26 protein-coding genes and 6 pseudogenes are annotated in these 24,451 nt (G+C 71.7%); 22 read left to right on the top strand and 10 right to left on the bottom strand.

Features of this window, described 5'->3' with window-relative positions:
• The first annotated feature begins 37 nt into the window (after positions 1-37).
• The gene (locus CCL05_RS03405) at positions 38-865 is read left to right on the top strand and encodes a carbohydrate ABC transporter permease (RefSeq protein ID WP_086558982.1); all 828 of its coding nucleotides are present in this window, start codon (positions 38-40) and stop codon (positions 863-865) included.
• Between the two features lie 62 nt (positions 866-927).
• Here the strand turns inward: CCL05_RS03405 and CCL05_RS03400 are convergent, their stop codons facing one another.
• Positions 928-1,716 carry a DeoR/GlpR family DNA-binding transcription regulator gene (locus tag CCL05_RS03400; protein ID WP_086558981.1) on the bottom strand — a complete coding sequence of 263 codons (789 nt, stop codon included), beginning with the start codon at positions 1,714-1,716 and terminating at the stop codon, positions 928-930.
• A gap of 152 nt (positions 1,717-1,868) precedes the next feature.
• On the opposite strand from CCL05_RS03400, the gene CCL05_RS03395 reads away from it, so the two are divergent.
• The 8 genes and pseudogenes from CCL05_RS03395 to CCL05_RS03355 all read left to right on the top strand — a co-directional run bounded on the left by CCL05_RS03395 (position 1,869) and on the right by CCL05_RS03355 (position 9,316).
• A complete protein-coding gene (locus tag CCL05_RS03395) occupies positions 1,869-2,723 on the top strand; it encodes a class II fructose-bisphosphate aldolase (RefSeq protein ID WP_086558980.1) in 855 nt (284 codons plus the stop codon).
• Positions 2,724-3,761: 1,038 nt separating this feature from the next.
• Positions 3,762-3,851, top strand: coding sequence for a putative leader peptide (locus tag CCL05_RS47380; protein WP_425275884.1), 90 nt, complete (start codon positions 3,762-3,764; stop codon positions 3,849-3,851).
• Positions 3,852-4,158: 307 nt separating this feature from the next.
• Positions 4,159-5,607 carry an MFS transporter gene (locus tag CCL05_RS03385; protein ID WP_086558978.1) on the top strand — a complete coding sequence of 483 codons (1,449 nt, stop codon included), beginning with the start codon at positions 4,159-4,161 and terminating at the stop codon, positions 5,605-5,607.
• Between the two features lie 41 nt (positions 5,608-5,648).
• Positions 5,649-6,713 (top strand): LLM class flavin-dependent oxidoreductase, encoded by a 1,065-nt coding sequence (locus tag CCL05_RS03380; RefSeq protein ID WP_086558977.1) that lies wholly within the window; start codon positions 5,649-5,651, stop codon positions 6,711-6,713.
• A gap of 96 nt (positions 6,714-6,809) precedes the next feature.
• Positions 6,810-7,088 carry a class I SAM-dependent methyltransferase gene (locus CCL05_RS47375; protein ID WP_425275883.1) on the top strand — a complete coding sequence of 93 codons (279 nt, stop codon included), beginning with the start codon at positions 6,810-6,812 and terminating at the stop codon, positions 7,086-7,088.
• 144 nt (positions 7,089-7,232) lie between these two features.
• Positions 7,233-7,584 (top strand): annotated as a pseudogene (locus CCL05_RS03370) (hypothetical protein); the annotation flags it as partial.
• Between the two features lie 208 nt (positions 7,585-7,792).
• Complete coding sequence (locus CCL05_RS03365) at positions 7,793-8,035, top strand: DUF5302 domain-containing protein (protein WP_086558975.1); 243 nt, start codon at positions 7,793-7,795, stop codon at positions 8,033-8,035.
• A 532-nt stretch (positions 8,036-8,567) separates the two neighbouring features.
• Positions 8,568-9,316, top strand: a pseudogene (locus tag CCL05_RS03355) (COG4705 family protein).
• 28 nt (positions 9,317-9,344) lie between these two features.
• Here the strand turns inward: CCL05_RS03355 and CCL05_RS03350 are convergent.
• The 5 genes from CCL05_RS03350 to CCL05_RS03330 are packed head-to-tail and all read right to left on the bottom strand — an operon-like array spanning position 9,345 to position 13,422.
• Complete coding sequence (locus CCL05_RS03350) at positions 9,345-10,724, bottom strand: sensor histidine kinase (RefSeq protein ID WP_086558973.1); 1,380 nt, start codon at positions 10,722-10,724, stop codon at positions 9,345-9,347.
• Entirely contained in the window at positions 10,721-11,383 is a 663-nt protein-coding gene (locus CCL05_RS03345; protein ID WP_086558972.1) for a response regulator transcription factor, read from the bottom strand. Before CCL05_RS03345 ends, CCL05_RS03350 begins: the two co-directional genes overlap by 4 nt.
• On the bottom strand, positions 11,337-12,155 hold the full coding sequence (locus CCL05_RS03340; protein ID WP_086558971.1) for a phosphatase PAP2 family protein: 819 nt from the start codon (positions 12,153-12,155) through the stop codon (positions 11,337-11,339). The genes CCL05_RS03345 and CCL05_RS03340 overlap by 47 nt, the downstream gene beginning before the upstream one ends.
• Positions 12,152-12,757 (bottom strand): phosphatase PAP2 family protein, encoded by a 606-nt coding sequence (locus CCL05_RS03335; RefSeq protein ID WP_086558970.1) that lies wholly within the window; start codon positions 12,755-12,757, stop codon positions 12,152-12,154. The genes CCL05_RS03340 and CCL05_RS03335 overlap by 4 nt, the downstream gene beginning before the upstream one ends.
• On the bottom strand, positions 12,754-13,422 hold the full coding sequence (locus CCL05_RS03330) for a DedA family protein (protein ID WP_167409497.1): 669 nt from the start codon (positions 13,420-13,422) through the stop codon (positions 12,754-12,756). The genes CCL05_RS03335 and CCL05_RS03330 overlap by 4 nt, the downstream gene beginning before the upstream one ends.
• Before the next feature lie 135 nt (positions 13,423-13,557).
• On the opposite strand from CCL05_RS03330, the gene CCL05_RS03325 reads away from it, so the two are divergent.
• The 7 genes and pseudogenes from CCL05_RS03325 to CCL05_RS03290 all read left to right on the top strand — a co-directional run bounded on the left by CCL05_RS03325 (position 13,558) and on the right by CCL05_RS03290 (position 19,591).
• Positions 13,558-13,926, top strand: a complete 369-nt coding sequence (locus CCL05_RS03325; protein ID WP_086558968.1) for a BlaI/MecI/CopY family transcriptional regulator — start codon at positions 13,558-13,560, stop codon at positions 13,924-13,926.
• Positions 13,926-14,855, top strand: a complete 930-nt coding sequence (locus CCL05_RS03320; protein WP_086558967.1) for a M48 family metalloprotease — start codon at positions 13,926-13,928, stop codon at positions 14,853-14,855. Before CCL05_RS03325 ends, CCL05_RS03320 begins: the two co-directional genes overlap by 1 nt.
• A gap of 330 nt (positions 14,856-15,185) precedes the next feature.
• Positions 15,186-15,399, top strand: a pseudogene (locus tag CCL05_RS03310) (lysylphosphatidylglycerol synthase domain-containing protein); the annotation flags it as partial.
• Positions 15,400-15,840: 441 nt separating this feature from the next.
• Entirely contained in the window at positions 15,841-16,779 is a 939-nt protein-coding gene (locus CCL05_RS03305; protein WP_086558966.1) for an ABC transporter ATP-binding protein, read from the top strand.
• On the top strand, positions 16,776-17,615 hold the full coding sequence (locus CCL05_RS03300) for a hypothetical protein (RefSeq protein WP_086558965.1): 840 nt from the start codon (positions 16,776-16,778) through the stop codon (positions 17,613-17,615). The genes CCL05_RS03305 and CCL05_RS03300 overlap by 4 nt, the downstream gene beginning before the upstream one ends.
• A 27-nt stretch (positions 17,616-17,642) precedes the next feature.
• The gene (locus CCL05_RS03295; RefSeq protein WP_167409496.1) at positions 17,643-18,926 is read left to right on the top strand and encodes a sensor histidine kinase; all 1,284 of its coding nucleotides are present in this window, start codon (positions 17,643-17,645) and stop codon (positions 18,924-18,926) included.
• Positions 18,923-19,591 (top strand): response regulator, encoded by a 669-nt coding sequence (locus CCL05_RS03290; protein WP_086558963.1) that lies wholly within the window; start codon positions 18,923-18,925, stop codon positions 19,589-19,591. Before CCL05_RS03295 ends, CCL05_RS03290 begins: the two co-directional genes overlap by 4 nt.
• A 49-nt stretch (positions 19,592-19,640) precedes the next feature.
• Here CCL05_RS03290 and CCL05_RS03285 read toward each other — a convergent pair.
• Positions 19,641-19,883: pseudogene (locus tag CCL05_RS03285) on the bottom strand (winged helix-turn-helix domain-containing protein); the annotation flags it as partial.
• Here CCL05_RS03285 and CCL05_RS44695 point away from each other — a divergent pair.
• Positions 19,881-20,033, top strand: coding sequence for a hypothetical protein (locus tag CCL05_RS44695; protein ID WP_158102412.1), 153 nt, complete (start codon positions 19,881-19,883; stop codon positions 20,031-20,033). The pseudogene CCL05_RS03285 and the gene CCL05_RS44695 sit on opposite strands and share 3 nt — an antisense overlap.
• A 34-nt stretch (positions 20,034-20,067) precedes the next feature.
• On the opposite strand, the gene CCL05_RS03280 is transcribed toward CCL05_RS44695, so the two are convergent.
• Both CCL05_RS03280 and CCL05_RS03275 read right to left on the bottom strand, forming a co-directional pair.
• Positions 20,068-20,868 carry a zf-HC2 domain-containing protein gene (locus CCL05_RS03280; RefSeq protein WP_086558962.1) on the bottom strand — a complete coding sequence of 267 codons (801 nt, stop codon included), beginning with the start codon at positions 20,866-20,868 and terminating at the stop codon, positions 20,068-20,070.
• Complete coding sequence (locus CCL05_RS03275) at positions 20,861-21,442, bottom strand: RNA polymerase sigma factor (RefSeq protein ID WP_086558961.1); 582 nt, start codon at positions 21,440-21,442, stop codon at positions 20,861-20,863. The genes CCL05_RS03280 and CCL05_RS03275 overlap by 8 nt, the downstream gene beginning before the upstream one ends.
• A gap of 144 nt (positions 21,443-21,586) precedes the next feature.
• Between CCL05_RS03275 and CCL05_RS03270 the strand changes: the two genes are divergently transcribed.
• The 5 genes and pseudogenes from CCL05_RS03270 to CCL05_RS45845 all read left to right on the top strand — a co-directional run bounded on the left by CCL05_RS03270 (position 21,587) and on the right by CCL05_RS45845 (position 23,494).
• Positions 21,587-22,066 carry a cupredoxin domain-containing protein gene (locus CCL05_RS03270; RefSeq protein WP_086559012.1) on the top strand — a complete coding sequence of 160 codons (480 nt, stop codon included), beginning with the start codon at positions 21,587-21,589 and terminating at the stop codon, positions 22,064-22,066.
• Entirely contained in the window at positions 22,056-22,367 is a 312-nt protein-coding gene (locus tag CCL05_RS03265; RefSeq protein ID WP_086558960.1) for a hypothetical protein, read from the top strand. The genes CCL05_RS03270 and CCL05_RS03265 overlap by 11 nt, the downstream gene beginning before the upstream one ends.
• A 16-nt stretch (positions 22,368-22,383) precedes the next feature.
• Positions 22,384-22,803 (top strand): annotated as a pseudogene (locus CCL05_RS45855) (transposase family protein); the annotation flags it as partial.
• 105 nt (positions 22,804-22,908) lie between these two features.
• Positions 22,909-23,004 (top strand): annotated as a pseudogene (locus CCL05_RS45850) (histidine kinase dimerization/phospho-acceptor domain-containing protein); the annotation flags it as partial.
• Positions 23,005-23,149: 145 nt separating this feature from the next.
• Complete coding sequence (locus CCL05_RS45845) at positions 23,150-23,494, top strand: ATP-binding protein (RefSeq protein ID WP_244204144.1); 345 nt, start codon at positions 23,150-23,152, stop codon at positions 23,492-23,494.
• 7 nt (positions 23,495-23,501) lie between these two features.
• On the opposite strand, the gene CCL05_RS03250 is transcribed toward CCL05_RS45845, so the two are convergent.
• Positions 23,502-24,451, bottom strand: a 950-nt coding sequence (locus tag CCL05_RS03250; RefSeq protein WP_086558959.1) for a bile acid:sodium symporter family protein, incomplete at its 5' end; no start/stop codon positions are given.

Here is a 24,451-nt window from a genome sequence, read left to right as displayed (position 1 = left end):
CCGCACAGCAGCTCCGCCCAGGAGGCGGCGAGGACCGATGAAGCTGCGCACCGTCCTGCTCACCGCCGTCGGATGGCTGGTGGCGGTGATGTTTCTCGCGCCCTACGCGGAGATGCTGCTGACGGCGCTCAAACCGACGCCCGAACTGATGAAGTCCCCGCCGTCCTATCTGCCCTCCACCTGGGAGTGGTCGAACTTCACGCACATCTGGTCGCTCACCGACCCGCGCGTCGCGGACGCGCTGATGTTCTCGCTCTACGTCGCCGGGGCCTCGACACTGCTCGCCCTGGCGGTCGGGATGCCCGCCGCGTACTACACCGCCCGGCACCGCTTCCGTGGGCGCGGCGCCTTCCTGCTGCTCGTCCTCATCACCCAGATGTTCGCTCCGACCGCGCTGCTGGTCGGCATCTACCGGGAGATGGTCAGCCTCGACCTGACCGACACCGCCGAGGGCCTCATCCTGGTGAACGCGGCGTTCAACCTGCCGTTCTGCGTGTGGATCCTCAACGCGTACTTCGCGAGCATCCCCCGGGAACTGGAGGAGGCGGCCTGGCTCGACGGCACCGGGCGGCTCGGCTCCCTCACCCGTGTCGTCCTGCCCCTCGCGATGCCCGGTGTGGTGACCGCGCTCGTCTACACCTTCATCAGCGCGTGGAACGAGTACGTGGTGGCGCTCACCATCACCTCGTCCGGTGACCGGATGACCCTGACCAAGGCGATTCCCGGTTTCGTCACCTCGTACCACGAGCAGTGGCAGTACCTGTTCGCCACGTCGCTCGTCGCGATCGTGCCCGTGGTGGTGCTGTTCGTCTTCGTGGAGCGTCACCTCGTCGCCGGCCTGACCGCGGGCGGCGTCCGGGGATGACACAGAGACGCGCGCCGGAGCCGAGGCCGCGGCCGGGGCCGCCACGGAAGCGGCATGTGGTGTCAGGCGCGGATGACCTCGACACCGGCCGCCGTGAACGCCTCGGTCAGCTCGTCCGAGGCGGCCTTGTCGGTTACCAGGACGTCGATGTCCTCCACCGGGCAGATGCGGGCGAAGGCCCGCCGGTCCAGCTTGGAGGAGTCGGCCACCGCGACGACCTGCAGCGCGCGGCGGGCCAGCGCCCGGTTGATGCTGGCCTCGCCCTCGTGGTGGGCGGTCGCCCCGTGGGCCACGTCGATGGCATCCACCCCGATGAAGACCTGGTCCAGCGCGATCTCCGCCAGCAGTTCGGTGGCCAGCGGCCCGATCAGCTCATAGGACGCCGGCCGGGCCACCCCGCCGGTCACCACGAGCTTGATGTGGCGCCGTACGACCAGTTCGTTGGCGATGTTCAGGGCGTTGGTCACCACGGTGACCGCCGTCTCCGCGCCGCCGGAACTCAGGTCGGCCCGGGTGGCCAGGGCCCGCGCCACCTCGGTGGTCGTGGTGCCGCCGTTGAGCCCCACCACGGCGCCGGCCTTGACCAGCCCGGCCGCCGCGTCCGCGATCCGCTCCTTCTCCGGAGCCTTGCGCGCGGCCTTGTAACGCAGCGGCAGGTCGTAGGCGATCGCGTTGATCACGGCGCCGCCGTGCGTGCGGGTGACCATCTGCTGACGGGCCAGCTCGTCGAGGTCGCGCCTGATCGTCGCGGCGGAGACCCCCAACTCCTCGGCAGCCGGCTCGACTTCGATCCGTCCGTCGCGCGTCAGCATCTCCAGCAGCGCGCTCCAGCGGGCCTGCGGTGCCGCCATCTCTCACAACTCCCTGTCGGTGATGTGCGCCACGAGGTGCGCATCTCCATGAAACCACAGCGCTTGATTGGGTATTTTATGGTCCCTAAACGAACAAAACCCTGCACGTCCCGCCAGTCCTTGCCGCTGTCGCCTGCGACAGGAGGCCGTCCGTGCCGCTGACTCCCACCGCCGACGTGGTGAGCTCCGCGTGCGGCGACGGACGGGCCGTCGGCGCGTTCAACGTGATCACCCTGGAGCACGCCGAGGCCGTGGTCACCGGGGCGGAAGCCGCGGGCTGCCCGGTCATCTGCCAGATCAGCGAGAACGCGGTGCGGTTCCACGGCGGCCGGCTCGCCCCGATAGCCCTGGCCACCGCCGCGCTCGCCGAGGCGGCCACCGTTCCCGTGTCCCTGCACCTCGACCACGTCACCGACGAACGGCTGCTGCGCCGCGCAGCGGACTGCGGCTTCGGATCCGTCATGTTCGACGCGTCCGCGCTGCCGCACGCCGAGAACGTCGCAGCCACGCGCGCGGCGGCGCAGTGGGCGCATGCCCGGGGTCTGTGGGTGGAGGCGGAACTCGGCGAGATCGGCGGCAAGGACGGGGTGCACGCACCCTCGGCACGTACCGACCCCGGTCAAGCACGCGACTTCGTGTCCGCCACCGGGGTCGACGCACTGGCCGTCGCGGTCGGCAGCTCCCACGCGATGACCACGCGCACGGCCCGGCTGGACCACGGTCTCATCGCCCGCCTCGCGGAGGCGGTCCCCGTGCCGCTGGTTCTGCACGGCTCGACGGGCGTGCCCGACGGGGAGCTCCGGCAGGCGGTGGCGGCCGGCATGGTCAAGGTCAACATCGGAACGGCACTGAACGTCGCGTTCACCGGCGCGGTCCGCGACACCCTCGCCGCGGCGCCCGCGGCCGTCGACCCCCGGCCCGCCCTCACCGCGGCGCGCCGGGCGATGGCCGATGCCGTGGCGTCGGCGCTGCGGGTGCTGTCGGGCGGCGGGTGCGGATCGGTGTGAGTCGTGCAGAACCTCTTGGCTTGCTCAAGGGGAGATTGAAGTCGTCACGGCAGGGGGCAAGGTCCGGACAGCCGGTGCGCCTGGCCCGGTGGACGGGGGGGGGGAAAAAATGATCGTGACTGCTTTGGTCGTGGTGGTTGTCGCCGTGCTGGTGATGGCCGTGCTGTGTGCCTGGCTCGTGCGTCGGGCTTGGCGGCGTGCCTGGGACCATCTGGGCCCGCAGACGCCCGGGTACGGCCTGCGGAGTGGGCAGGGGTACGGGGCGTGGCCGACGAGCAGCGGTACGGGTGCTGCATCAGCTACGGGAGGCGTTGGCACGGCGTCCAGCGGTTCGTCCTGGTACGCCGCGGGTGACTCCTGCGACGGCTCGCCGTCCGGTTCTTCCTGCGGCGGTTCCTCCTCCTCCTGCTCCGGCAGCGGCTCGTCGTCCTGCGGTAGCTCCTCGTCCTGCGGCAGCTCGTCGTCCTGCGGCAGCAGTTCGTCATCCTGTGGCAGTTCCTGTTGACAACTGGAGCGTTCACAGTGAAACGGCCCCGGCGCCGGTGCGCCGGGGCCTGCGTCTGCGTCGTGGCTCAGCGGACCGCGCGGCTCACGCGGTGTGGATCTCCAAGGCGGCCCGCACGGCGGACTCCACGGCTCCCTCGATCCACGCAGGCTTGACGGATGTGTGGTCCGCAGGCTGCCGTCCCCGGCGGCGCGGCAGGTGCGGTAGGCGTGGCCGCCGGGAGGGGACGATGTGGGGGCGAGGGCCCAGAGGCGGGGGCGGAGGTCCCCTGACGGCCGACGGCGGATTCCGGGGCCTACCCCGACCGCATCCGCGGGGTCGCCGACAGCAAGGCCGGGCCGACCGCCTCGCCCAGCGCACAGGCGAACGTGTAGAGCGTCGACGTGCGGCTCGAATGGCGTGCCAACGCAGGGGCGAAAAGCGCGCCCGGCCCGGATGCGGTGATGACCGCGTTCGTGGCCACCAGGGCGCCGACCGTCCTGCGGTGTACGCGAGGTTCGCTGACTTGAGTTCGGCAGGGCAGCGCACGCACAATGCCTGGCATGACCGCTGCTGCCGACACCCTCGTGGGACGACTGCACGTTGATCTGTGCCGCCAGTCCAGCGCGAACTGTCGCGGCTGACGGCCAAGAGCCCATGAGCCCCCTGGCGGCGTAGGGCCACCGGGCCGTCAGCCTGCGCGCGTCCGGCCCCCCACGGCATCACGCGGACCGGTCAAGGCTGCGGCCCCCCTTTTTCACGCGCCCTCGCGTGCCGCGACGCGTACATGCACGTACGCCACCGCGTCGGCATGCCCGCACGCAGTCTTCCGCACCCCACTCGGAGCCACATGTCCGCGTATGCCCTTCCCCTGTTCCTGCCCACCATCGGTGACCGCCCGGTCTCCGTCGGCTCCCTCGGCCGGATGGCCGGGTACGGCGGTGGTCCGCGATGAGCGCCGCGCCCGTACCGTCGCAGACGTCGCAAGCCCAGAAGGCGGAACTCGATGCCCCGGCTCCTGCCCGGCTGAGGACCGTGGTGCTCGCCAGTCTGCTCGGCACCACCGTCGAGTGGTACGACTTCTTCCTCTACAGCACGGCCGCCGGGCTTGTCTTCGACAAGCTGTTCTTCCCCACGTCCAACGGCACGGTCGGCACGATGCTGTCCTTCGCGACGTTCGCCGTGGGCTTCCTCGCCCGCCCCGTGGGCGGTCTGCTCTTCGGGCACATCGGAGACCGGATCGGCCGCAAGCGCACCCTGGCCTTCACCATGGGGCTGATGGGCGTCTCCACTGCCCTGATCGGTCTGCTGCCCACATATCAGCAGGTCGGCATCCTCGCCCCCGCGCTGCTTCTGGTCCTGCGTATCGCGCAGGGCGTGGCGCTGGGTGGGGAGTGGGCCGGGGCGGTGCTGCTGGCCGTGGAGTACGGTCCCGTCGGCCGCAAGGGCCGGTTCGGCAGCCGCCCGCAGATCGGGCTGGCCCTCGGACTGGCGCTGGGGACCGGCGTGTTCGCGCTGCTGAGCGACGCGCTCAGTGACGAGGCGTTCCTCGCCTACGGGTGGCGGATAGCCTTCCTCGTCAGCCTGGTGCTCGTGGTGGTCGGCCTGACCGTACGGCTGAAGATCGACGAGACGCCGGCCTTCCGTGCCGTACGCCGCCTTCAGGAACTGCCGCGTTCCGCGCCGCTGGTGGAGCTGGTGCGTGCGCCGGAAGCGCGCCGGCACGTCCTGCTCGGGATGCTCGCCCGGTGGGGTGAGGGGGCCGCGTTCAACACCTGGGCCGTCTTCGCCATCACCTATGCGACCGGAACTCTCGCGCTGGACCGTACGCACGTGCTGCTCGCGGTCACGGCCGCGGCACTGGTGATGGCCGTGCTGATACCGGTGTCCGGAGCGGTGGTCGACCTCCGCGGGGCCCGCGCGGTCTACATCACCGGCATGGCCGCGTTCTCCGTCTCGGTCTTCCCGGCGTTCTGGCTCTTCGGCACCGGCGGGACCTGGGCCTTCGCGGCGGCGCTGGTCGTGACGCTGGGCATCGTGCACGCCTGGTTCTACGGGGCCCAGGGCACCCTGTTCGCCGCCCTCTTCGCCACACCGGTCCGGTACACGGGCATGTCCTTCGTCTACCAGGTATCCGGCGTCTTCGCGTCCGGCATCACCCCGCTGATCATGACGGCTCTGCTGGCCCTCGGTTCGGGCAGCCCGTGGTGGGCGTGCGGCTACCTCGCGTTGACCGGACTGGTCAGTGTGTGGGCGACCGGCCGGCTGCGGGACGGGGATCTGCATGTACCGACGGGACGGGCGCCCCTGACGAAGGGCGACGTGCCCTCGGCCCGCGACGCCGGTCACACCCCGCCCCCGCTCACCGGCTCCGCGCTTCGCAGGCGTTCGTCGAGCTGACACCGCGCCGCCCCCGGCCTCCTTCCCTGATCGGAGACAAGATGAGTTCCGAATTCCTCTGGTACATCCCCAACACCGTCGAGCCGGGCCACCGCGGCGACGACACGACGATCGGCTGGGGCTCCATCGAGTTCTCCACCGACCTCGCCCGCATGGCGGAGGAACACGGCTGGGGCGGTGCACTCATCGGAACCGGGTGGGGCCGGCCGGACACTTTCACCGTCGCCACCGCGCTGGCCGCCCGGACCACCACCTTCAAACCCCTGATAGCCGTCCGCCCCGGCTACTGGCAGCCCGCGCACTTCGCCACCGCTGCGGCGACACTCGACCAGCTCAGCCGTGGCCGGGTCCTGATCAACATCGTCAGCGGACTCGACAACGTGGCTGCGTACGGAGACACCCGCAGCGACCCGGCGCAACGGTACGAGCGGACCCGGGAGTTCCTGCGTCTTGTACGGCGGCTGTGGACCGAGGAGGACGTCACGTTCGCCGGCGAGCACTTCCAGGTCGAGCGATCCACGGTGATGCCACGGCCCTACGCGACCGACGCGAGGGCGCATCCGACGCTCTACTTCGGCGGCGCCTCCGAGGCCGCCGAACGGGTGTCGGCGGCGGAGGCGGACGTGCAGCTCTTCTGGGGCGAGCCCCTGGACGGGATCGCCGAACGCATCGACCGGCTCAAGGCGTTGAGCGAGCAGGTGGGCCGTCGGCACAAGCCACTCGAGTTCGGGCTGCGGATCACCACGCTGGTGCGCGACACCACGGAAGAGGCGTGGCAGGCGGCCGAGGAGAAGGTCGCGACGATGGCGGCGGCCGGGGCGCACGAGCTGACGTGGACGGGCAACCGCAAGACCGCTGTCGGACAGCGGCGGCTCCTCGACCTCGCCGCGCGGGGCGAGGTGCTCGACACCTGCCTCTACACGACGCCCGGCAGGTTCGGGGGTGGCGGAGCGGGGACCACGTGGCTGGTCGGCTCCGCCGCCGACGTCGCCACGGCCCTGGACCACTACCGCAAGCTCGGCGTCACTCACTTCGTGCTCTCCGACACGCCCTACAAGAAGGAGACCATCCGCGTCGGTAACCAGCTTCTGCCCAGACTACGGTGACTCCGGATCGCCTCGCCGGTGCTGTCACTCAGCCGCCGGCCGCCTCATTACTTACCGGGACTTGGCGGGCACAAGTACCTTCGTTCTGCCCTGACGTTGTTCGCCGACAGCGTGCGGGCCGCGCGCGGTGGGCAGGTGGTGGACGCCGGTTGCGGCCGCGGAGACGTCACCGCCCAGCTGAACCGGCTCGGCGTCGACGCCTTCGGTATCGACCTCTTCCCTGGGATGATCGACGTGGCCCGGCGCTACCGCCCCGGCCCGTTGAAGGCTGAGGGCTCCGGCGGTCACCCGGTCCGCATCGACGTCGCAGTGTGGTGGTCCGGTCGGCGGCCGATCGGCAGCAGGCGGGGCGCGCGCCGTGCGGTCCGCCGATGACGCGCCGCATCCGCTTGCTCAGCTCACGGACGCCGGGTGGCGGGAGTCAGCGTGGATGCAGCGCGGGCCGGCAGCGCTACGGCGCGGGCATGCGCTCAACTCAGTGCCTCGCCGACCAGCACGATGTGCTCGCGTCCGGACAGCCTGGCGGGCCGGCGGCGCGAGACGAGCCGCATGATGGCCGGGGCCGGCATCGAGGCAACCGTCACCAAGGTGCGCTCGGATGAGGCGGAGCTGAGCCGGATCACCGGCGCCAAGGCTCCCTCCGGGACCCCGCTCGACGGCGGGCCCGCCGTCCCCCGGCCCAAGAGCACCAACGCTCCCTTCCGCGGCCTCGGCACCAGCAAGGACACCTCCCCGCGCCGCCGGCGGCACGTCCCGAAAGGCGGGTGAGGCCCGCAAGCTCGCCGAGGCCCGCAAGGCAGCCCTCGTGCGTCGCAACGGCCAGGGCATGTCCGGCGGATCAGGTCGCAGGGAATCGGCGGTGCCTTATTGACGCCGCAGATCGGCGCACCAGGCCCCGCGTCTGCGGCATGATCCGCTGGACGGGCCCTAAGAGGCGTTGCCCTGGCAGCGAACGTCCTGGCCACGGGATCGACACCCGGGATACCCGCAGAACCGGAGCAGGATGGTGTCGTCGGCGCCCCGCACGGCGCCCGGCATGACAAGCTGTGGTTGCCCACCCCCGAACCCAGGAGGTCACCGTGACCGCAGAGCCCGTATCCACGGAAGGTTCGGAGCCGGCTACCCCGGAGACGTCCCCTCCGGCGCCGGACAGCGACGGCGACTACGACCTCAAGCGCAAGTTTCGTGAAGCCCTGGCGCGCAAGCGCGGTGCGCAGGCGGACGCCGCCGATGTTGCCGCCACACCCGATGTGTCGAAAGTGCGTGCAACGCGCGGCCCGGCTGCGAGCCAGCGGTCGTTCAGGCGTAAGAGCGGCGGCTGAGTCGACCGTCCCGCGATCCGGCCGCTTCACGGCACTCACCGCCCTGTCCACCTGCGCGCTCCGTGCATCGGCTCGCAACATGCGCATGTCCGTGTGTGTGTTGCGGGCGAGGCGTAGCAGGCGGTTTCGCCTGTGGGAAGGGCCCAGCTGCGAGTCCTGAGAGCTGCGTGAGAGCGGGCCAAACGGCGAAGCCCCGCCGGCAACCACCCTGCGGGGACCTCTGTGCGGGAGACGAGGAAGCCCCACCGAAGCGCTCCGGTGGTGCTTCCCCGTAAGATGCTGCGCCGGCGCGCCTGGACCGTCCGAAGTCCCGCATGACGCTCTACCGGACCGTCCTCGCCGAAGGACTGAGTGAGACCGTCGTGGCCCTCCTGCACCACCGGCTGTTCACCGAGCAGTGGCCCGTACTGCGGCGCTTGATCACTCCCTACATCCGCGAGGTCTGGGAGGGTCTGGGGCAACCGCCGCGCACCGTGCCATCGTGCCTGCCACGACGACAGATCACCTCACTCACAACCGGCCCGCGGGCCACATGCGTCACGCGGCGAGCAAGGTGCCGGAGGTGACCGTCTACTTCTGGATCATCAAGGTGCTGACGACCGGTATGGGCGAGACGGCCTCGGACTGGTTGGCCCACCTGCTCGGCCCGATCCCCGCTGTCGGCGTCGGCGGCATCGCCCTGGTGGCTGCTCTGGTGGCGCAGTTCGCCGTTCGGCGGTACGTGGCCCGGGTCTACTGGACGGCGATCGTCATGGTCAGCGTGTTCGGCACGATGGCCGCCGATGTGCTGCACGTCGGTCTGGGCGTGCCGTACACGCTCTCGACCCCGTTGTTCATGGCCGCGCTGGCCGCCGTCTTCGCCCTCTGGTACCGCAGCGAGGGCACCCTGTCCATCCACAGCATCCACACCCGGCGCCGCGAGACCTTCTACTGGGCCGCCGTGCTGGCCACGTTCGCGCTGGGCACCGCCGCCGGCGACCTCACCGCCTCGATCGGCCTCGGCTACCTGGGCTCCGCCGTGCTGTACGCCGCCGCGATCGCTGTCCCGGCCGTCGCTCACCGGTGGGGCAGCCTGAACGCGGTGGCCGCGTTCTGGGCCGCGTACGTCATCACCCGCCCCTCGGCGCCTCGGTCGCCGACTGGATGGCCGTCGGCCACGGCAGGGGCGGACTCGACCTGGGCCTGGGGCCGGTCACGCTGTCCTGGACGGTGGCGATCCTCGGCTTCGTGGGCTATATGGCCGCCTCCCGCAAGGACGTCCAGCGCGACAACACGCCGTGATGCTCCGGTGGTGTCGAGTGCGGCGTGGTCACCCGGCCGGCAGGCTGACCACGAACCGTGCCCCGGGGGTGTGTTCGGGGTCGTACGTCACGTCGCCGCCGGCGGAGCGGGCCAGGCGTCGCGCCAGCGGCAGTCCCAGGCCCGCTCCGCTGTGTCCGTCGCCGGGATCCGCGCGCCGGCCGGGCTCGAAGAGCTGTCCGGCGAACGGGGGCGGTACGCCGGGGCCGTCGTCGATGACGTCGATGCGTACGCCGTCGGGTGCGCGGTAGGTGCGGACGGCGATGTTGGAGCGGGCGTATCGGCAAGCGTTGGTCAGGAGCGGGCTGACGATGCGTTCGAGGAGGGCGGGTGGGACTCCGGCCTTCAGAGGCGGGCCGTCAGCGGCGACCGTCAAGTGACTCGACCCGTCGAGGACTTCGATGAGGCGTCGCAGCGTGGGGAGGACCTCGGCGGTGCCGGGATCGGTGAGTGTGCCGTCGCGGGCGTCGTCGAGGAGGGTGTCGCAGATGGTGCGCATGGACTGGGCGGCTTCCGCGATGACCTTGTGGGTGGCGTGGGTCTGGTCGGCGGTGCGGGGGCGGGCCTGCCACCAGTCGAGTTCGGCGATGATCCGGCTCAGGGGTGTGCGCAGCTCGTGCGAGAGTTCCCCGGTGAGCTGCCGCTCGTGGCGCAGAAGGGTGCGGATGCGGTCCAGTATGGCGTCCAGCGATGTACCGAGGCGCGCGAGTTCGGCCGGGTGTCGCGTATGGCCGAAGCGTTCTTCGGAGGCGACGGCGCTCCACTGTGTGGCCTGGTCGGTCATCGTGCGGACCGGGCGCAGCGCGCGGCCTACCGCCAGCCGGGTCAGGGCGTAGGTGCAGGCGAGCATCGTGACGTCCAGCGCGAGCGATCCCAGGAGCAGGGTGTCGGCCGAACTCCGGTAGGGGGAGAGGTCGAGCGCGGTGACCACCAGAGCCCGGGTTTTGTCCGCGGACACCGGCTGCGAGCACAGCCGGAGAGGGCCGTCCACCTCGGCGGTGACGCACCGCCGCCCGCCGCGCCCGGCGAGGGCGTCGGCGACGCGAGTGAGGCGGCCGGCGTTCGGCGGCTCTTCCAGCAGGGATCCGCCGGCGTAGATCCACACGTTCGTGTCGAGGAGGGCGTCGTTGGAGGTCTCCAGGACACGTACGGTCGTGCCGGTGGTGTCGATGGTCGTCGCGACGGCGGCGGCGCGGGTGCGCAGTTCGTCGTCCGCCTGGTCCTGGAGGCGGTGCTGGGCCACGGCGTTGAAGGCGACGGTGAGGACCAGCATCAGCAGCGCGGCCGTGGTGAGGGCCACGAGGGAGAGCCGGCCGCGCAGCGTGCGGGGCGCCAGACGGTGGAGGAAGGCGGTCGTGGCGGGCCGCAGCCGGTGGCGGGTGCCGCTCATGACAGCCGGTGGCCGATCCCGCGTGCCGTGCCGATGGTCCGGTCGCTGCCTGCTGCGCGCAGTTTTCGGCGCAGGCGGGTCAGATACTGGTCGAGGGTGTTTTCGTGGACCTGGGCGCCCTCGGGCCAGGCTGCCCGGACCAGCTCGCGACGGCGCACGATGCCGCCGGAAGCCGCCATGAGCGCCGCCAGGAGACGGAACTCGGTCGGTGTCAGGTCGACTCGGGCGCCTCGGACGCTGACCACGTGCCGGACTGCGTCCAGTGCCAGGTCTCCGGCTGTGGCGGCATGCGGTGGTGCGGCCCGTTTGAGGGCTGCCCGCAGGCGGGCCGCGAGTTCGGTGAGGTGGAACGGCTTGGGCAGGTAGTCGTCCCCTCCGGCCGAGAACCCGGACAGCCGGTCGCTCAGCCGGTGGTGGGCGGTCAGGAAGATGACGGGGGAGAGGAATCCGTTCGCGCGCATCGCCTGGCACACGTCCCGTCCGTCGGCGTCGGGCAGCCCGATATCGAGCACGGCGGCGGAGATGTCGGCAGTGGCCAGTCGTAGGGCGGTGGCGCCGTCCGGTGCGGGCACGGGGTCGAAGTCCTCGTCGCGCAGTCCGCGCATCAGCACGTCACGCAGGGCGTGATCGTCCTCGACGACCAGGATCGTCTGGCGCATGGTCCTCCCTCTGCTCTCGTGCCACGTCCGTCTGTTCCAGTGCCGTGTGCGTTCGGCCCCCTGCTGTGCTGCCCGTCGGTTCTGCCGTCCCGCGCGCCGAGTCCGCGTCCGTGTCCGTCGCGCCGGGGGTCCATCGGTCGGGAAGCCATCGGGCCACGGCGCTCAGGCACAGGCCAACCCACCCGAGGGCGAACAGCCAGCCGCCGACGACGTCGGTGAACCAGTGCACTCCGAGGTAGACGCGGGTCAGGCCGACCGACGTGCCCCAGCCGCCGATGACCAGGGTGAGCCGGGTCGTGCCGCGCGGCCCGCGCACGCGGACGGCGATGATCAGCAGTCCCGCGGTGAGGGCCGCCGTGGTGGTGTGACCGGACGGGAACGCCCATCCCGAGGCATGCGTCGCCCAGTCCGCCAAGGGTGGTCGCGGCCGTGCGACGAGCGCCATCACCGCGTACCGCAGCGCCTGGCCCGCCCCGAGGCAGCCCAGACAGAGCGCGACGGCGAGCGCGCGCTGCCGCAGGGTGCGCCCCGCGATGAGCGCGGCCAGCACCGCCAGCGCGTACGGGATGACACCGGTCCCGGTGTCGGTCAGCCCGCGGGCGAACGCCACCGCCACGTCGGGCCGGCGGCCGACGGACCACGAGAGGAGGTCGGCGTCCGCGAACAGCGGTATGCCGTCGTGGCCCACCACGACCATGGTCAGCACGCCGAAGGCCGTCCACGCTCCGAGTCCGCAGCTGCCGGCCAGTTCGGCGACCTCGCCGCGCTTCACGAAACCACCAGCAGCGGACGCAGACGGGTGGCCGCGAGCCTCAGCGCGACGTCCTGCGCACGCCCGCGCAGTGCCGACATGGCGAGCAGGGCGGCGGCAGCGCCCACCACGACACCTGCCAGCACGTCGTGGGGGTAGTGCGCGCCCACCCACACACGTGAGAGCGCCATCGCGCAGGCGGCCACAGCGGCGACCGCGCCGAGTCGGCGGGAGACGAACAGCAGGGCGACGGCCGCAGCGGCGGCGATGGCCGCGTGGTTGCTGGGGAAGGACCAGTCGCCGGGTGACGGACACGCCTCCAGCGTGGTCACCCGCAGGCTCTGGCAGGGTCGGTCCTCGCGCACCAGCAGCTTGAGCACCGCGTCCACCCCGTACCCGGCGACCACGACGAACGGCACGGCGAGCGCCGTCACCGACGCCGCGGCGTCCACTCGCCGAGCGCGCCACCAGCCGACGGCCGTGAGGACCGCGAACAGGGCCAGGCCATACGTCGACCACGCCGACACCGTGTCGTCCAGCCACGCGGGAGCGTGCCGGGCGAGGTTCACCACGCCGGTGTAGGCCGAGCCGTCGACCGACGAGCCGTCGAACGCGAGGATCATCCGCGTGCCTCCTTCGCCTTCGCGTCCCGGCGCGAGCGGTACACCTCGGAGACGACCGGGATCAGCGACAGGGCCACGATCACCGCGACGATCGGCAGCAGATACCGGTCCACGTTCGGCACCGAGGAGCCCAGCGCGTAGCCCGCCAGCGTGAGGCCCAGGCTCCACACCAGTCCGCCGGTCACCTGCCACACGGTGAACGTCCGCACCGGCACCCGCAGCGCGCCCGCCATCGGGTTCAGGACCGTGCGCACCACCGGAACGAAGCGGGCCAGGACGATCGCCTTCGCGTACCCGTAGCGCGCCAGCAGCTCCTCCGCGCGTCTCGCCCCCTCGTGCAGGCGGGGCGAGTGGCTGCGGGCGAGCACGGTGCCGCCCGCTCTTCGGCCCAGGAAGTATCCGCACTGTGCGCCGGCCAGCGCTCCCACCGCCGCGGCGATCAGGAGAGGGGCGAGGGACAGTTTCAGACCGCGGTCGTCGGCGCCCGTGCACAGCAGACCGGCTGTGAACAGCAGGGAATCGCCCGGCAGGAAGAAGCCGATCAACAGCCCGGTCTCGGCGAACAGCACCACGCCCACGCCCAGCACGCCGAAGGCGGCCAGCAGCGACCGGGCGTCCAGCACATTGACGGCGAGCTGCGACGATAGGTGCATGGCTGTGGTCATCGTCGGGAGCCCCTTCATCGTTCTTCCGGACTGTCGGATGGGGCGGAACGGCGGCATAGCGGCATCCGACGACTGACTACAATCTTGTAGTCGGTCTACTGAACTGTAGACGATGGCGGAGTGAGGAACGTTCCCATGAAGGACGCGAGGGACGAGAGGCGGCCGGCCGGCGAGCTCGAGGCCGCCGTCATGGCCGCGCTGTGGGCCGCCGGGGCCCCGCTCACGCCCGGGCGGGTGCAGGCCGAGCTCGGCTCCGGCCTGGCCCGGACGACGGTGGCGACGATACTGACCCGATTGCACGAGAAGGGCGTCGTCGACCGGGAGAGGCAGGGGCGCGGCTACGCCTACTTCCCCGTCCAGGACGCGCCCGGCCTGACCGCCCGGCGCATGCACACCGAACTCGACCGGGACACCGACCGGGAGACGGTCCTGGCCCGCTTCGTGGCCCAGCTCAGTCCCGGCGACGAGCAGCACCTGCGCCGGCTCCTGGAGGGGGACGATTGATGACCGCTCTGCTGCTCCTGCCGCTGATACTTCCCTTCCTCGCGCCGACGCTGGGACGCCGAACTCTCGACCGCCTGGCCCCCGCCACCGCGCTGTGGGTCCTCACCGCCTCGGCCCTGGCGCTGGCGGGAGCCTGCGTCGCCGCCCTCGGCGCCCTCGTCCTGACCGGACTGCTCAAACTCCCCGCCTTCGCCGCCCTCGGCGAGCTCGTCCACCCCCTGCGGACCCCCTCGGACTACTTCGTCCTCCCGGCCGCCATGGCGGCCACCGGGGTGCTCACCCTCAGCGTCTGGACCCTGGTGCGCTCGGCCTTCCGGCAGACCCGCGCCTTCCGCACCGCCCGCACGCAGGCCGACCGCCGCCCCGCCGCAGGTGACCTGTGCGTGATCGAATCGCCCGATCCGGACGCGTACGCTCTGCCCGGCCGGCCCCACCGCATCGTCGTCACCACCGCCATGCTGCGCAGCCTGGGATCCGCCGAGCGCGAGGCCCTCTTCGCCCACGAGCGCGCCCACAACCGTGCCGGTCACCACTACTTCCTGGCCGCCGCCGAACTCGCCGCCCACTGCCACCCCGCCCTGCGCGCCACCCGCGCCACCATCCGGTTCGCCGCCGAGCGGGCCGCCGACGAGGCCGCCGCCGAGCTCACCGGAGACCGGCGCCTGATCGCCACGGCCATCGCCCGCGCCGCCCTCGCCGGAAACGCCTCCCCCTCCACGCGTCCCGACTTCGCACCCGCGGCGACGACCGGACCGGTGCCGCAACGCGTCGCGGCGCTTCTCGCACCCACCCGGACGCGCCCGCGCACCACCCGCCGTACCGCGTTCCTCCTCGTGGTTTGCACGGTCCTGTCCGTCGCCGCCGGAGCGGCAGGTGTCGTCGACTTCCACCACGAGGTCGAGGTCGCCCAGGGCGAGGAGGCTCCCTGACGGGTTCGGCCCCGGCGGCCCACCGCCGGATGCGCAACCGGCCCGCCGCGTGATCATCCTCAGGCGAGGACCGGCTCCAGCAGCCGGAGCAGGTCGCCGGTTGCGTCGGCGGCGCCCAGCGCGGTGAGGGCGCCGGGAGCCAGAACGACCGCCGCCAGCGGCCACAGGCGCGGGAGTGGGGCGGCCTGGAGAGCGGCGATACGGCGGGAGACCGCGCGGTCGGTGAAGCCGAGTCCGTGCGGCGGCTCCCGGCGGCCGGCCGCGAGCGCTGCCCGAGCGAGGGCGCGGGCGGTGGACGCGCGGTCCCCGACCGCCGTCGGCCGCCGGCGTTACCTCCTTGCCAGCGGCGCCGTCGTACTGCTGCCCACCCCGGGCGGTCTGGGCTCGCTGGACGCGGCGCTCATGCTGACGCTCACCGCGGCCGGGGTGCCGGGAGCCGCGGCCCTGTCGGCGGTCTTCGGCTACCGGCTGCTGACGGCCTGGCTGCCACTGTTCCCCGGGCCTGTTGGTGCTCGCGCTGTTGGCCCGCCGCTCCGTCCTGTGATCCCGGCCGATGCCGACGGAATCCGAGACTCGACGTCGCTCCTAGCGGCGCCCCTTGGCGTCCTGGCCGCGCCTGGCGAGCGGTGCCCCAGCGCGAGCGCAGAGCCGCTGGTCCCGCCTCCCTGCGCCGCACGCCGCACGTCATGACGAGCGCCTTTCTGGGGCCTCTGTGACACGCGGGTACTGGCCGACGCCGCGTCGGACGGCGAGAGCCTGGTCGAGAGCGGACCCGGTGCGCCGCAGGCGCTGGGAGGGCGCCTGCTGTGACGGCCGTGGGGCCGGCGAACACGGAAGGCAGCGCAGGTGGGCGCGTAGTACCGCGGTACCACGCGGACGGCGCAGATCAGCCTCCCGGTACCACCGGATCGGGGTGATTCGGCACCTAGCGTTGCCGGTGCGGCGTCGAAGTGACGGACGCCGGAGGCCGACAGAGAGAACGCGCATGATCGACGCACGGCAGTTGACCAAGAGGTACGGGGAGAAGACGGCCGTCGACGGGCTGGACTTCGTCGTGAAGCCGGGCACGGTGACCGGCTTTCTGGGGCCCAACGGCGCGGGCAAGTCCACGACCATGCGCATGATCGTCGGCCTCGATGCCCCGACCAGCGGCTCCGTCACCGTGAACGGCCACCACTACGCCCGCCACCAGGCGCCGCTGCAGGAGGTCGGCGCGCTCCTGGAGGCGAAGTCGATCCACCCGGGCCGCTCGGCGTACAACCACCTCAGGGCCCTCGCACTGACGCATGGCATTCCGGGCCGACGGGTCGACGAGGTCATCGACCTCGCCGGTCTCGGCAGCGTGGCGAAGAAGCGGGCCGGTGCCTTCTCCCTCGGCATGGGCCAGCGGCTCGGCATCGCCGCGGCGCTGCTGGGCGATCCGCAGACGGTGATGCTGGACGAGCCGGTCAACGGGCTGGACCCGGAGGGTGTGCTCTGGATCCGCAACCTGCTCAAGGGGCTCGCCGACGAAGGCCGGACGGTGTTCGTGTCCTCGCACCTGATGAGCGAGATGGCCCTGGTGGCGGACCATCTGATCATCGTGGGGCGCGGCCGGCTGCTGGCCGACACGACCGTCGCGGAGCTCATTCGCGAGGCGGGCGGGGACGCGGTGAAGGTGGTGACGCAGGACCCGGCGCGGCTGCGGGACGTTCTGGCCGGGCCGGGCGTCGAGGTCACCGGGCGGATCGGCTCGGAGGAGCTGCAGGTGACCGGGCTGACCGCCCGTGAGATCGGGTTGAAGGCGGCCGAGCGCGGGATCGCCCTGTTCGAGCTGAGCGCGCGGACCGTGTCGCTGGAGGAGGCATTCATGGACCTGACCAGGGATGCCGTGGAGTACCACGGCTCCACGGCCGGCATCGAGACCCTCGGGAGGCTCGCATGAGCACCCTCACCGCAACCGCCGAGGAGCCCCGGACCACCCCCGCCCGACCCGCCTACCGGGTGACCGGACGGCGCGTGCTGGCCTCGGAGTGGGCCAAGCTGTGGTCCCTGCGCTCGACCTGGATCACCCTGGGCCTGGGCCTGCTGTTCCTGGTGGCCTTCGGCCTCATCGCCGCGAGCCGCTACAAGTCGGGGATCGACTCCGGCAACCTCGACTCGGACTTCGCCGATTCGACGACCGTGAGCCTGTCTCTGTTCGGTACGAACTTCGCCCAGCTGGCCCTGGGCGTGCTCGGCGTGCTGATCACGGCGGGGGAGTACTCGACCGGCATGATTCGCTCGACGCTGGCGGCGGTGCCCCGCCGACTGCCCGTGCTGTGGTCCAAGGCGGCCGTGTTCGGGCTGGTCGCGCTGGTGGTGGGGATGCTGGGCGCGTTCGTCACCTTCCTGATCGGGAGCGGAATCGTCTCCGGCACACCCGCGGCCATGAGCCTCTCGCACGCGGGTGTCCTGCGCAGCCTGCTGGGCGCAGGACTCTACCTCGGCCTGGTCGGGGTGATCGGCGCCGCCCTGGGCGCACTGCTGCGGTCGGTGGCCGGCGGGATCTCGGTCCTGGTGGCCACCCTGATGCTGATCCCCGGACTGATCTCACTGCTGCCGAGCTCCTGGCAGAACGACATCAGCCCCTACCTGCCGTCCAACGCGGGGGAGGCGATGTTCGCCCTGACCCACGACTCCACGACCCTGTCGCCGGGCGCCGGACTGCTGGTGTTCCTGTGCTGGACGGTGCTGGCGCTGGGCGGCGCGGCGTACCGGCTCGTGCGCAGTGACGTCTGACGGCCGCATCATGGACAGGTGACGTCCGTGACCAGCGATGACCTCAGCGGGATGGGACCGCTGGTCGCCCGGCTGTCCCGGGGCGGCCAGCGGCTGCGCCATGCCGACCGGACACGTCCCTGGGTGCTGGACACCGCGGTCGTCGTCCTGGTCTTCCTGATGTTCTGCCTGCCCGATCTGATCCACGGCGGTGTGGACGACGGCGACAGCCCGCCCCGTTTCCGGCTCGCCTTCACCCACCTGCCCGTGGCGGGCATGCTGGCCCTGCAGGCCGGCCTGGTACTGCCGCTGCTGTGGCGGCGGCGCAAGCCCGAGGTGGCGTTCGGCGTGATCGCCGCGGTGTTCGTCCTGCAGTGGTCCCTGGGCGCGGCGCTGCGCGCGGACGTCGCCCTCTTCGTCGCGCTGTACAGCCTGGCCCTGCACGGGCGGCTGCGGCAGCTGCCGTGGGCCTGTGCGGTCATGGCGGGTGCGATGGTGCTGGTCGCGGTCCGCGCGTCCTCGGTCGTGTCCGTCTGGGACGCGCTGTTCTTCCTGCTGAGCACGGCGACCGCGGCGCTCGCGCTCGGCATGATGGTCCGGATCCGCCGGGCCCAGCTCGCCGGACTACGGGAGAGGGCCGCCCGGCTGGAGATCGAGCGCGACCAGCGCAGCAGGCTGGCCACGGCCACCGAACGCACCCGGGTCGCCCGCGAGATGCACGACATCGTCGGCCACAACCTGTCCGTCATCATCACGCTCGCCGACGCCGGCGCCTACGCCACGGACATCCAACCCGCACGAGGCAAGGAGGCCCTGCAGCTCATCGGCGACACCGGCCGGCAGGCCCTCGGCGAGCTGCGGCGCGTGCTCGGGGTGCTGCGCGAGGCGGCGGACGGTCCCCCGGACGGGCCCGAACTCAGCCCGCAGCCCGGCATCGCAGACCTCGAAGCGTTGTGCGCCAAGGTGCGCGCCGCCGGACTGGAGGTCCTCTACCGGACCTCCGGCGACGTGGACGCCCTGGACAGCGGGGTGCAGCTGACGGTGTACCGCATCGTCCAGGAAGCCCTCACCAACACCATGAAGCACGCCGCCGACGACGCCCGGGTGCGCCTGGCGGTCGCCGTGACGGACACCCGGCTGAGCATCCGGGTCCAGGACACCGGCCCGGCCACACCATCCGGACCGCCGAACGAGGAAGGGCACGGCCTGGTGGGCATGCGAGAAAGAGCCGCTCTGTATGGAGGCACCGTCAGCGCGGGACCGACGGACGGCGGAGGATGGAGCGTCGAGGCCGTCCTCGACCTCACACCCGCAAGCGGCGGTGACCGGTGACCACCGTCCTCGTCGTGGACGACCAGCCCCTGCAACGCTACGGCTTCCACCTGCTCCTGGACTCCGTCCCCGAGACCGACGTCGTCGGTGAGGCCGCCCACGGCGCGGAGGCCGTGCGCAAGGCCGCCGAACTGCGCCCGGACGTCGTCCTGATGGATGTCCGGATGCCCGGCATGGACGGCATCGAGGCGACCCGCCGCATCGTCGCCGCCGGTGGCCGCTCACGCGTCCTCGTGCTCACGACGTTCGACCTCGACGAATACGTCCACGCCGCGATCCGGGCCGGGGCCAGCGGGTTCCTCCTCAAGGACGCGCGCCCCGACGAGCTCCTCGCCGGGATCCGCGCGGTCGCCGTCGGTGACGCCGTCATCGCGCCCGCCCTCACCCGCCGCCTCCTGGACGAGTTCGCCCAGTACGTCCCCGCCCACCGGGGTGACGCCGCCGAGGACCCGAGGCTCGGGGCCCTCACCGACCGCGAACGGGAGATCCTCGTCGCCGTCGGCAAGGGCTGGACCAATGGCGAGATCGCCGCCCGGTTCGTGCTCTCCGAGTCGACCGTCAAGACCCACGTCGGCCGCGTCCTGGCCAAGATCGGAGCCCGCGACCGGATCCAGGCCGTGATCTTCGCCTACGACCACGGCCTCGCCCGGCCCAACGCGGACTGAACCCGATGAGCGGCGGCCGGGAAGACCGGCGGCCTGCTCGCTGCTGCCGGGGTTTGACCGAGGCGTCGGCGGCCTCGGTGAGGCGGCGGCGCAGGCCGGCCATGGTGACGTCGAGGGTCTTGGTGGAGCCGAACCAGTTCTCGTCCCAGACCTCGGCCATCAGGGTTTCCCGGGAGACGGCCTCCCCCGCATGCCGTGCCAGGACGGCAAGCAGGTCGAACTCCTTGGGACGCAAGTCGATGTCCGCGTCGTGCAGCGTGCAGCGTCGGGCCACGACGTCGAGGACTAGATGATCAATTCCAAGGGGGCGCGTGTCCGTCCCCGGCTCGACGAGGTCCGGTTCTGCGAGATCGACGAGACGGAGCGCGTGCAGCGGCTCGTGGCCCGCCACGAGGAGTTCGGCGGCCGCGGCTACTCCGGACGCCGCGTCTGGCGCCACTGACCGAACCGGACCGGGCATGAGGGGTGATCTGCGGTCACTGGTTCTGCCGTGCGTGGAAGTGGGCCGTAGCCAGTACGGAGCCGTCCGCGGTCAGCAGCCGGGCACCGGACACCGTGTCCGGGTCGACACGCGTGGGTGCTCCCCAGTAGCCCCGGCCGGCGTCGTCGAGGGAGAACTCCCCGATGTGGACCGACGTGCCGTCCGTACGCTCCAGTCGGCAGCTGACCTTTCCCGCCTCCGGGTATCCGTCGCGCGAGCCTGCGGCCTCGGACTCGTCTCCGGCCTGTGAGTCGGATGCGGACCCGTCCCTGGCCTGGGAGTCGGATGCGGACCCGGCCCGGCTGAAGTGGACCGACATGTAGACCCAGCCCGGAGATGCGGTATAGGCGAAGATCCGGCCCACCGGGCGGTGGTCGGGGGCCAGCAGAGACGCTGTGAGCAGGCCGTGCTCCGAGCCGGGGGGCTGCGAACTCCGCGAGGAGGGAGCCGACGCTCCCTCGATGGCCGTTCCGACGGCCCAGCCGCCGAAGCCGAACCCGAGGGCGATCGCGGCGGCGGCCGCGACCGCCACGCCGGCCCGTGGTCGCCGCCGTCGCGCCGGCCGGTTCAGGCCCGGCCCGTCCGTCACCCGTGTCTCGAAGCCGGCGGGCGGCTCGCTGCCCGGCAGGAGAGAGAGCAGTCCGTCTCCGACGAGCGTCAGCTGCTCGACGTGCTCCCGGCAGGTGGGGCAGCCGTCCAGGTGGGCGATGGCCTCGGCACGCTCCTGACCGGGGAGGATACCCAGAGCCAGCTCGTCGGCGACGGCCCTCAGCCACTCGCAGTCCCTGTCAGTCATGATCGGCTCGCTCGGGTTCCAGAACCGTCCGCAGTTTCCCCATCGCCGTCCTGATCCGTGTCTTCGCCGTGCCCAGGGGGATCCCTTCGAACTCGGAGATCTGCTGTGCGGTCATCCCGTAGATCCCGGCCATGACCACGGCCCGCGCCTGCTCGCGCGGTAGGCCCGCCACCGCGGCCCGTATCCGGGATGCCGCCTCATCGGCCAGTGCCCACTGTTCGGGTGTCCGGGTCACGATGCCAAGCAGAGCGTCGAGGTCCTCGGAGCAGACCGGGGTCGCCTTGCGCGCGCGGACGGCGTCGATCGCCAGGTTGTGCGTGATGGTCCCCAGCCAGGTCTTCACCGATCCACGCCGGGAGTCGTAGACCTGCGCATGACGCCAAGCCCTTTCGAAGGTCTGCTGGGCGATGTCCTCGGCGAGCTGGGGGTCGCCGACGACAGCGATGGCGATACCGAAGACCATGCGCTGGAACCGGCGGACGAACGCGAGGGCGATCTCCGGGGCGCCGGCCGCCATTCCCGCCAGCAGCGCCTCGTCCGAGAGCCGTCCGAGGGGTAGGCCCAATCTCCGCATACCAGTGGATACGGCGAACCTCGCCGAACGGATTCCCCCAGTTCCACGCGGGACCACAGCCCCATTCTCCCGCTTGCCGGAAATCCCCTGGCGCGGTCCGTCCGTATCTCTGGGCAGGAATGGTTTCTCATGGAGGGCCGAGACATGACGACGACGCTCATGACGTTCGTGCGCAGGAACGTCGGGCCCGGGCTGGCCGCCGGGGCACTGGCGGGCATCCTCGTGGCGTGCGGGGGCGGAAGCGGCAACGGTGGCGGCGCGTCACCGTCAGCCCCGGAAAAGAGTGGCAAGCCGGGAACCACCCAGGTGGACGCGAAGCTGATCGACTTCAAGATGCAGCTGTCCAAGAAGACGTTGAAGGCGGGTGCCTACACCTTCGTCGTCAAGAACGACGGCCATCACGACCACGCCATGGAGATCGAGGGCACCGGAACGGAACAGAAGACGCGGACGCTGGCCCCCGGGGAGTCGGCGAACCTCACCGTCTCGCTGAAGGACGGCAAGTACCAGGTCTACTGCCCTGTCGACGGCCACAAGGACCTGGGCATGAAGACCGAGCTCACCGTGGGCGGCAGCGCCTCAACGGGCAACGGCACCAACACGACCGACGGCAATGGCTACTGAGCGCACGGCCGCGCTCATCGCCCTCCGGCTGGCCGCGGCGGGAACGGTCGTGGCCATGGGCGCGATCCACCTCCACCTCTGGTACGACGGCTACCGATATCTGGACGCGATCGGCACGCTGTTCCTGCTCAACGCGATCGGGGCCGGGCTGCTCGCGTTGTCGCTGCTGATCACACCCACCCGCCTCCTGCCCGTCCTCGCCACGCTCGGAACGCTCTTCGCGGCCGGCACACTGGTGGCCCTGATCGTCAGCCTCACCTCCGGTCTCTCCGGGTTCCAGGAGTGGCGCTGGCCTTGCTGAGCAGACGCGGACGGATGTGACCGATGATGTGAGGACCGACGACCTGCTGAAGGCATCACCGCATCTGGCGCCCTGGCGTCCGGCCGTCGGGGTCGCTCCGCAACTGACCGATGCCGAGCTGGTCACACTGGCGATGATGCAGGCCATGCTGGGCTTCACCTCCGAGGCCGGGTGGCTTCGCCACGCCCGTTCCCCCCTGCGGCCTCTCTTCCCGTACCCGCCCAAGCAGCCCGGCTACAACAAGCGCCTGCGCAAAGCCGCCGAGCTGCTGCGGCGGATGACCCAGCTGCTGGCCACCGACACCTCTGTATGGAGCGACAACGTGCAGATCGTGGACTCCACGCCGGTGGAGTGCGGACGCTCCCGCGAGACCGTCAATCGCTCCGACCTGGCCGGATGGGCCGAGTACGGGTACTGCGCCAGCCACAGCCGCTACTTGCCCGCGCAGTTGAGGTACGAGCGGGTTCTTGACGGAGGTGACGCCCGGGCCGCGCCCAGCAGCGTCGCCGAGATCGACCAGGTCGCGCGGACCCACAACGAGATGCTGCACAGCCTGACCGAACTCCTGCGCCACGAGCGTGACTTCACCGCCAACGCCTCCCACCAGCTACGCACCCCGCTCACCGGGCTTCAGCTGACGCTGGAGGCGGGGCTCGCCCAGGACGACGACGCTCGGACTCAGCCCGCCCCGGATACGCCCGTGTCACAGCTGCTGCGCGAGACCGAGGAGCGCTGGCACGGACTGTTCGCCCGCGACGGCAGACGCCTGGAGGCAGGGGCCCTTGAGACGGGGAGACGACGTTCGCGTCCTCGGCGCCCCCGTCACCGAGATCCTCGGCATCCTGCTGGAGAACGCGCACGTCCACGGGCGCTTCACGGCCCGCGACCTCGGGGAAGCCGTCGCCTTCGATGTGACCGACGAGGGCGCAGTGGACGGCGATGCGTCCCAGCTGTTCGACCGCGGCCGCACCGGCGTGGGGGAGGGCTCCGGCATCGGCCTGTCCCTCGCCCGCGACTTGGCCGTGTCTCTGGGCGGCAGACTCTCCCTGACCGGCCGCCGTCCAGCCGCCTTCACCCTGCTCATCCCCGTACGCTGCGAGGAGCCCGGCTCCGAGGGCGGCGGCTGAGGACCGTTCAGGTGCCTGCTGCGGTGGGAGCCGGTCGAAGCCGGGTGACGATCCGGTTCGCGGCGGTCTTCTGCAGCAGCCCGTAGGCGAGGACCGGCAGCAGCAGGTGCGGTTTGTCGGGCAGGGACGCGGTGATCAGTACAGCGCTCGCGCTGCTGTTGTTCATGCCGCAGGCGAGCGTCAGCGACGAGGCGGCGCCCGCCTCCAGCCGCAGGAGGTGGGCGGCGACCCGGCCGAGAACGAAGGAGAGCAGGCAGACCAGGGCGGCCACGGCCAGAGCAGCGGCGAACAGCAGCGGGCGTGGCCGGGTGAGGACGGATCCGAGGGCGCCGCTGGCGTTGACGTAGGTCAGGACCAGCGAACCGGCCATGGCCGACGGCGCGACCGTCGTGACCAGGCGGCCCAGCCATCGCGTGGGCAGGACGAGTGCGCCCAGCAGGCCCGCCGCGCAGGGAAGGACCACGGTGGTGAGGGCGAATCCACTCTCGGCCAGCCGGCCGGTGGCGGCGAGGGTGTGCGCGCAACCGCCGCTGAGCAGCGGCGACAGCGTCGCCAGCAGCACGGGGGTGGTCAGCGGGCTGAGGAGGGTGGAGGCCAGGACGAGGCCCACCATCGTCGGCTGATCTCCCTCGCCCTTGTCGGTCCACACGGTCGCCCCGGCGGCGACGGGCATCGCCACGACGAGGATCATCGCGGTGAGCAGTCCGCTGCCGCCGTCGGTGTCCGGGGTGCGCCGCAGGAGGAAGGCGACGAACGGCACGACCGCCAGTGGGATCGTCAGGTGCAGCACGAGGCCGGCGAGCAGGGCCTTCGGATGCCGCAGCAGGGCACCCAGCGCGCGGACGGGGACCTGGAGTCCGGCCGAGAACAGCACCAGGGACAGCAGGAGCGGTGCGGTGTGCACTGTCAGGTGCGACGGCGGCAGAGGATGGGGGTGGCGCAGCCACAGGCCGGGGG

It is taken from the genome of Streptomyces africanus (assembly GCF_002150735.1).
Taxonomy (GTDB): Bacteria; Actinomycetota; Actinomycetes; order Streptomycetales; family Streptomycetaceae; genus Streptomyces; species Streptomyces africanus.
This window is presented reverse-complemented; position numbering and strand designations above follow the sequence as displayed.

What these genes read in the sequence shown, in the direction of transcription:
- CCL05_RS03405 (WP_086558982.1), top strand. Translation starts at nt 38, where the DNA reads ATGAAGCTGCGCACCGTCCTGCTCACCGCCGTCGGATGGCTGGTGGCG.
- CCL05_RS03400 (WP_086558981.1), bottom strand. Translation starts at nt 1,716, where the DNA reads ATGGCGGCACCGCAGGCCCGCTGGAGCGCGCTGCTGGAGATGCTGACG.
- CCL05_RS47380 (WP_425275884.1), top strand. Translation starts at nt 3,762, where the DNA reads ATGCCTGGCATGACCGCTGCTGCCGACACCCTCGTGGGACGACTGCAC.
- CCL05_RS03385 (WP_086558978.1), top strand. Translation starts at nt 4,159, where the DNA reads ATGAGCGCCGCGCCCGTACCGTCGCAGACGTCGCAAGCCCAGAAGGCG.
- CCL05_RS03380 (WP_086558977.1), top strand. Translation starts at nt 5,649, where the DNA reads ATGAGTTCCGAATTCCTCTGGTACATCCCCAACACCGTCGAGCCGGGC.
- CCL05_RS03350 (WP_086558973.1), bottom strand. Translation starts at nt 10,724, where the DNA reads ATGAGCGGCACCCGCCACCGGCTGCGGCCCGCCACGACCGCCTTCCTC.
- CCL05_RS03345 (WP_086558972.1), bottom strand. Translation starts at nt 11,383, where the DNA reads ATGCGCCAGACGATCCTGGTCGTCGAGGACGATCACGCCCTGCGTGAC.
- CCL05_RS03335 (WP_086558970.1), bottom strand. Translation starts at nt 12,757, where the DNA reads ATGATCCTCGCGTTCGACGGCTCGTCGGTCGACGGCTCGGCCTACACC.
- CCL05_RS03330 (WP_167409497.1), bottom strand. Translation starts at nt 13,422, where the DNA reads ATGACCACAGCCATGCACCTATCGTCGCAGCTCGCCGTCAATGTGCTG.
- CCL05_RS03325 (WP_086558968.1), top strand. Translation starts at nt 13,558, where the DNA reads ATGAAGGACGCGAGGGACGAGAGGCGGCCGGCCGGCGAGCTCGAGGCC.
- CCL05_RS03320 (WP_086558967.1), top strand. Translation starts at nt 13,926, where the DNA reads ATGACCGCTCTGCTGCTCCTGCCGCTGATACTTCCCTTCCTCGCGCCG.
- CCL05_RS03305 (WP_086558966.1), top strand. Translation starts at nt 15,841, where the DNA reads ATGATCGACGCACGGCAGTTGACCAAGAGGTACGGGGAGAAGACGGCC.
- CCL05_RS03300 (WP_086558965.1), top strand. Translation starts at nt 16,776, where the DNA reads ATGAGCACCCTCACCGCAACCGCCGAGGAGCCCCGGACCACCCCCGCC.
- CCL05_RS44695 (WP_158102412.1), top strand. Translation starts at nt 19,881, where the DNA reads ATGATCAATTCCAAGGGGGCGCGTGTCCGTCCCCGGCTCGACGAGGTC.
- CCL05_RS03280 (WP_086558962.1), bottom strand. Translation starts at nt 20,868, where the DNA reads ATGACTGACAGGGACTGCGAGTGGCTGAGGGCCGTCGCCGACGAGCTG.
- CCL05_RS03275 (WP_086558961.1), bottom strand. Translation starts at nt 21,442, where the DNA reads ATGCGGAGATTGGGCCTACCCCTCGGACGGCTCTCGGACGAGGCGCTG.
- CCL05_RS03270 (WP_086559012.1), top strand. Translation starts at nt 21,587, where the DNA reads ATGACGACGACGCTCATGACGTTCGTGCGCAGGAACGTCGGGCCCGGG.
- CCL05_RS03265 (WP_086558960.1), top strand. Translation starts at nt 22,056, where the DNA reads ATGGCTACTGAGCGCACGGCCGCGCTCATCGCCCTCCGGCTGGCCGCG.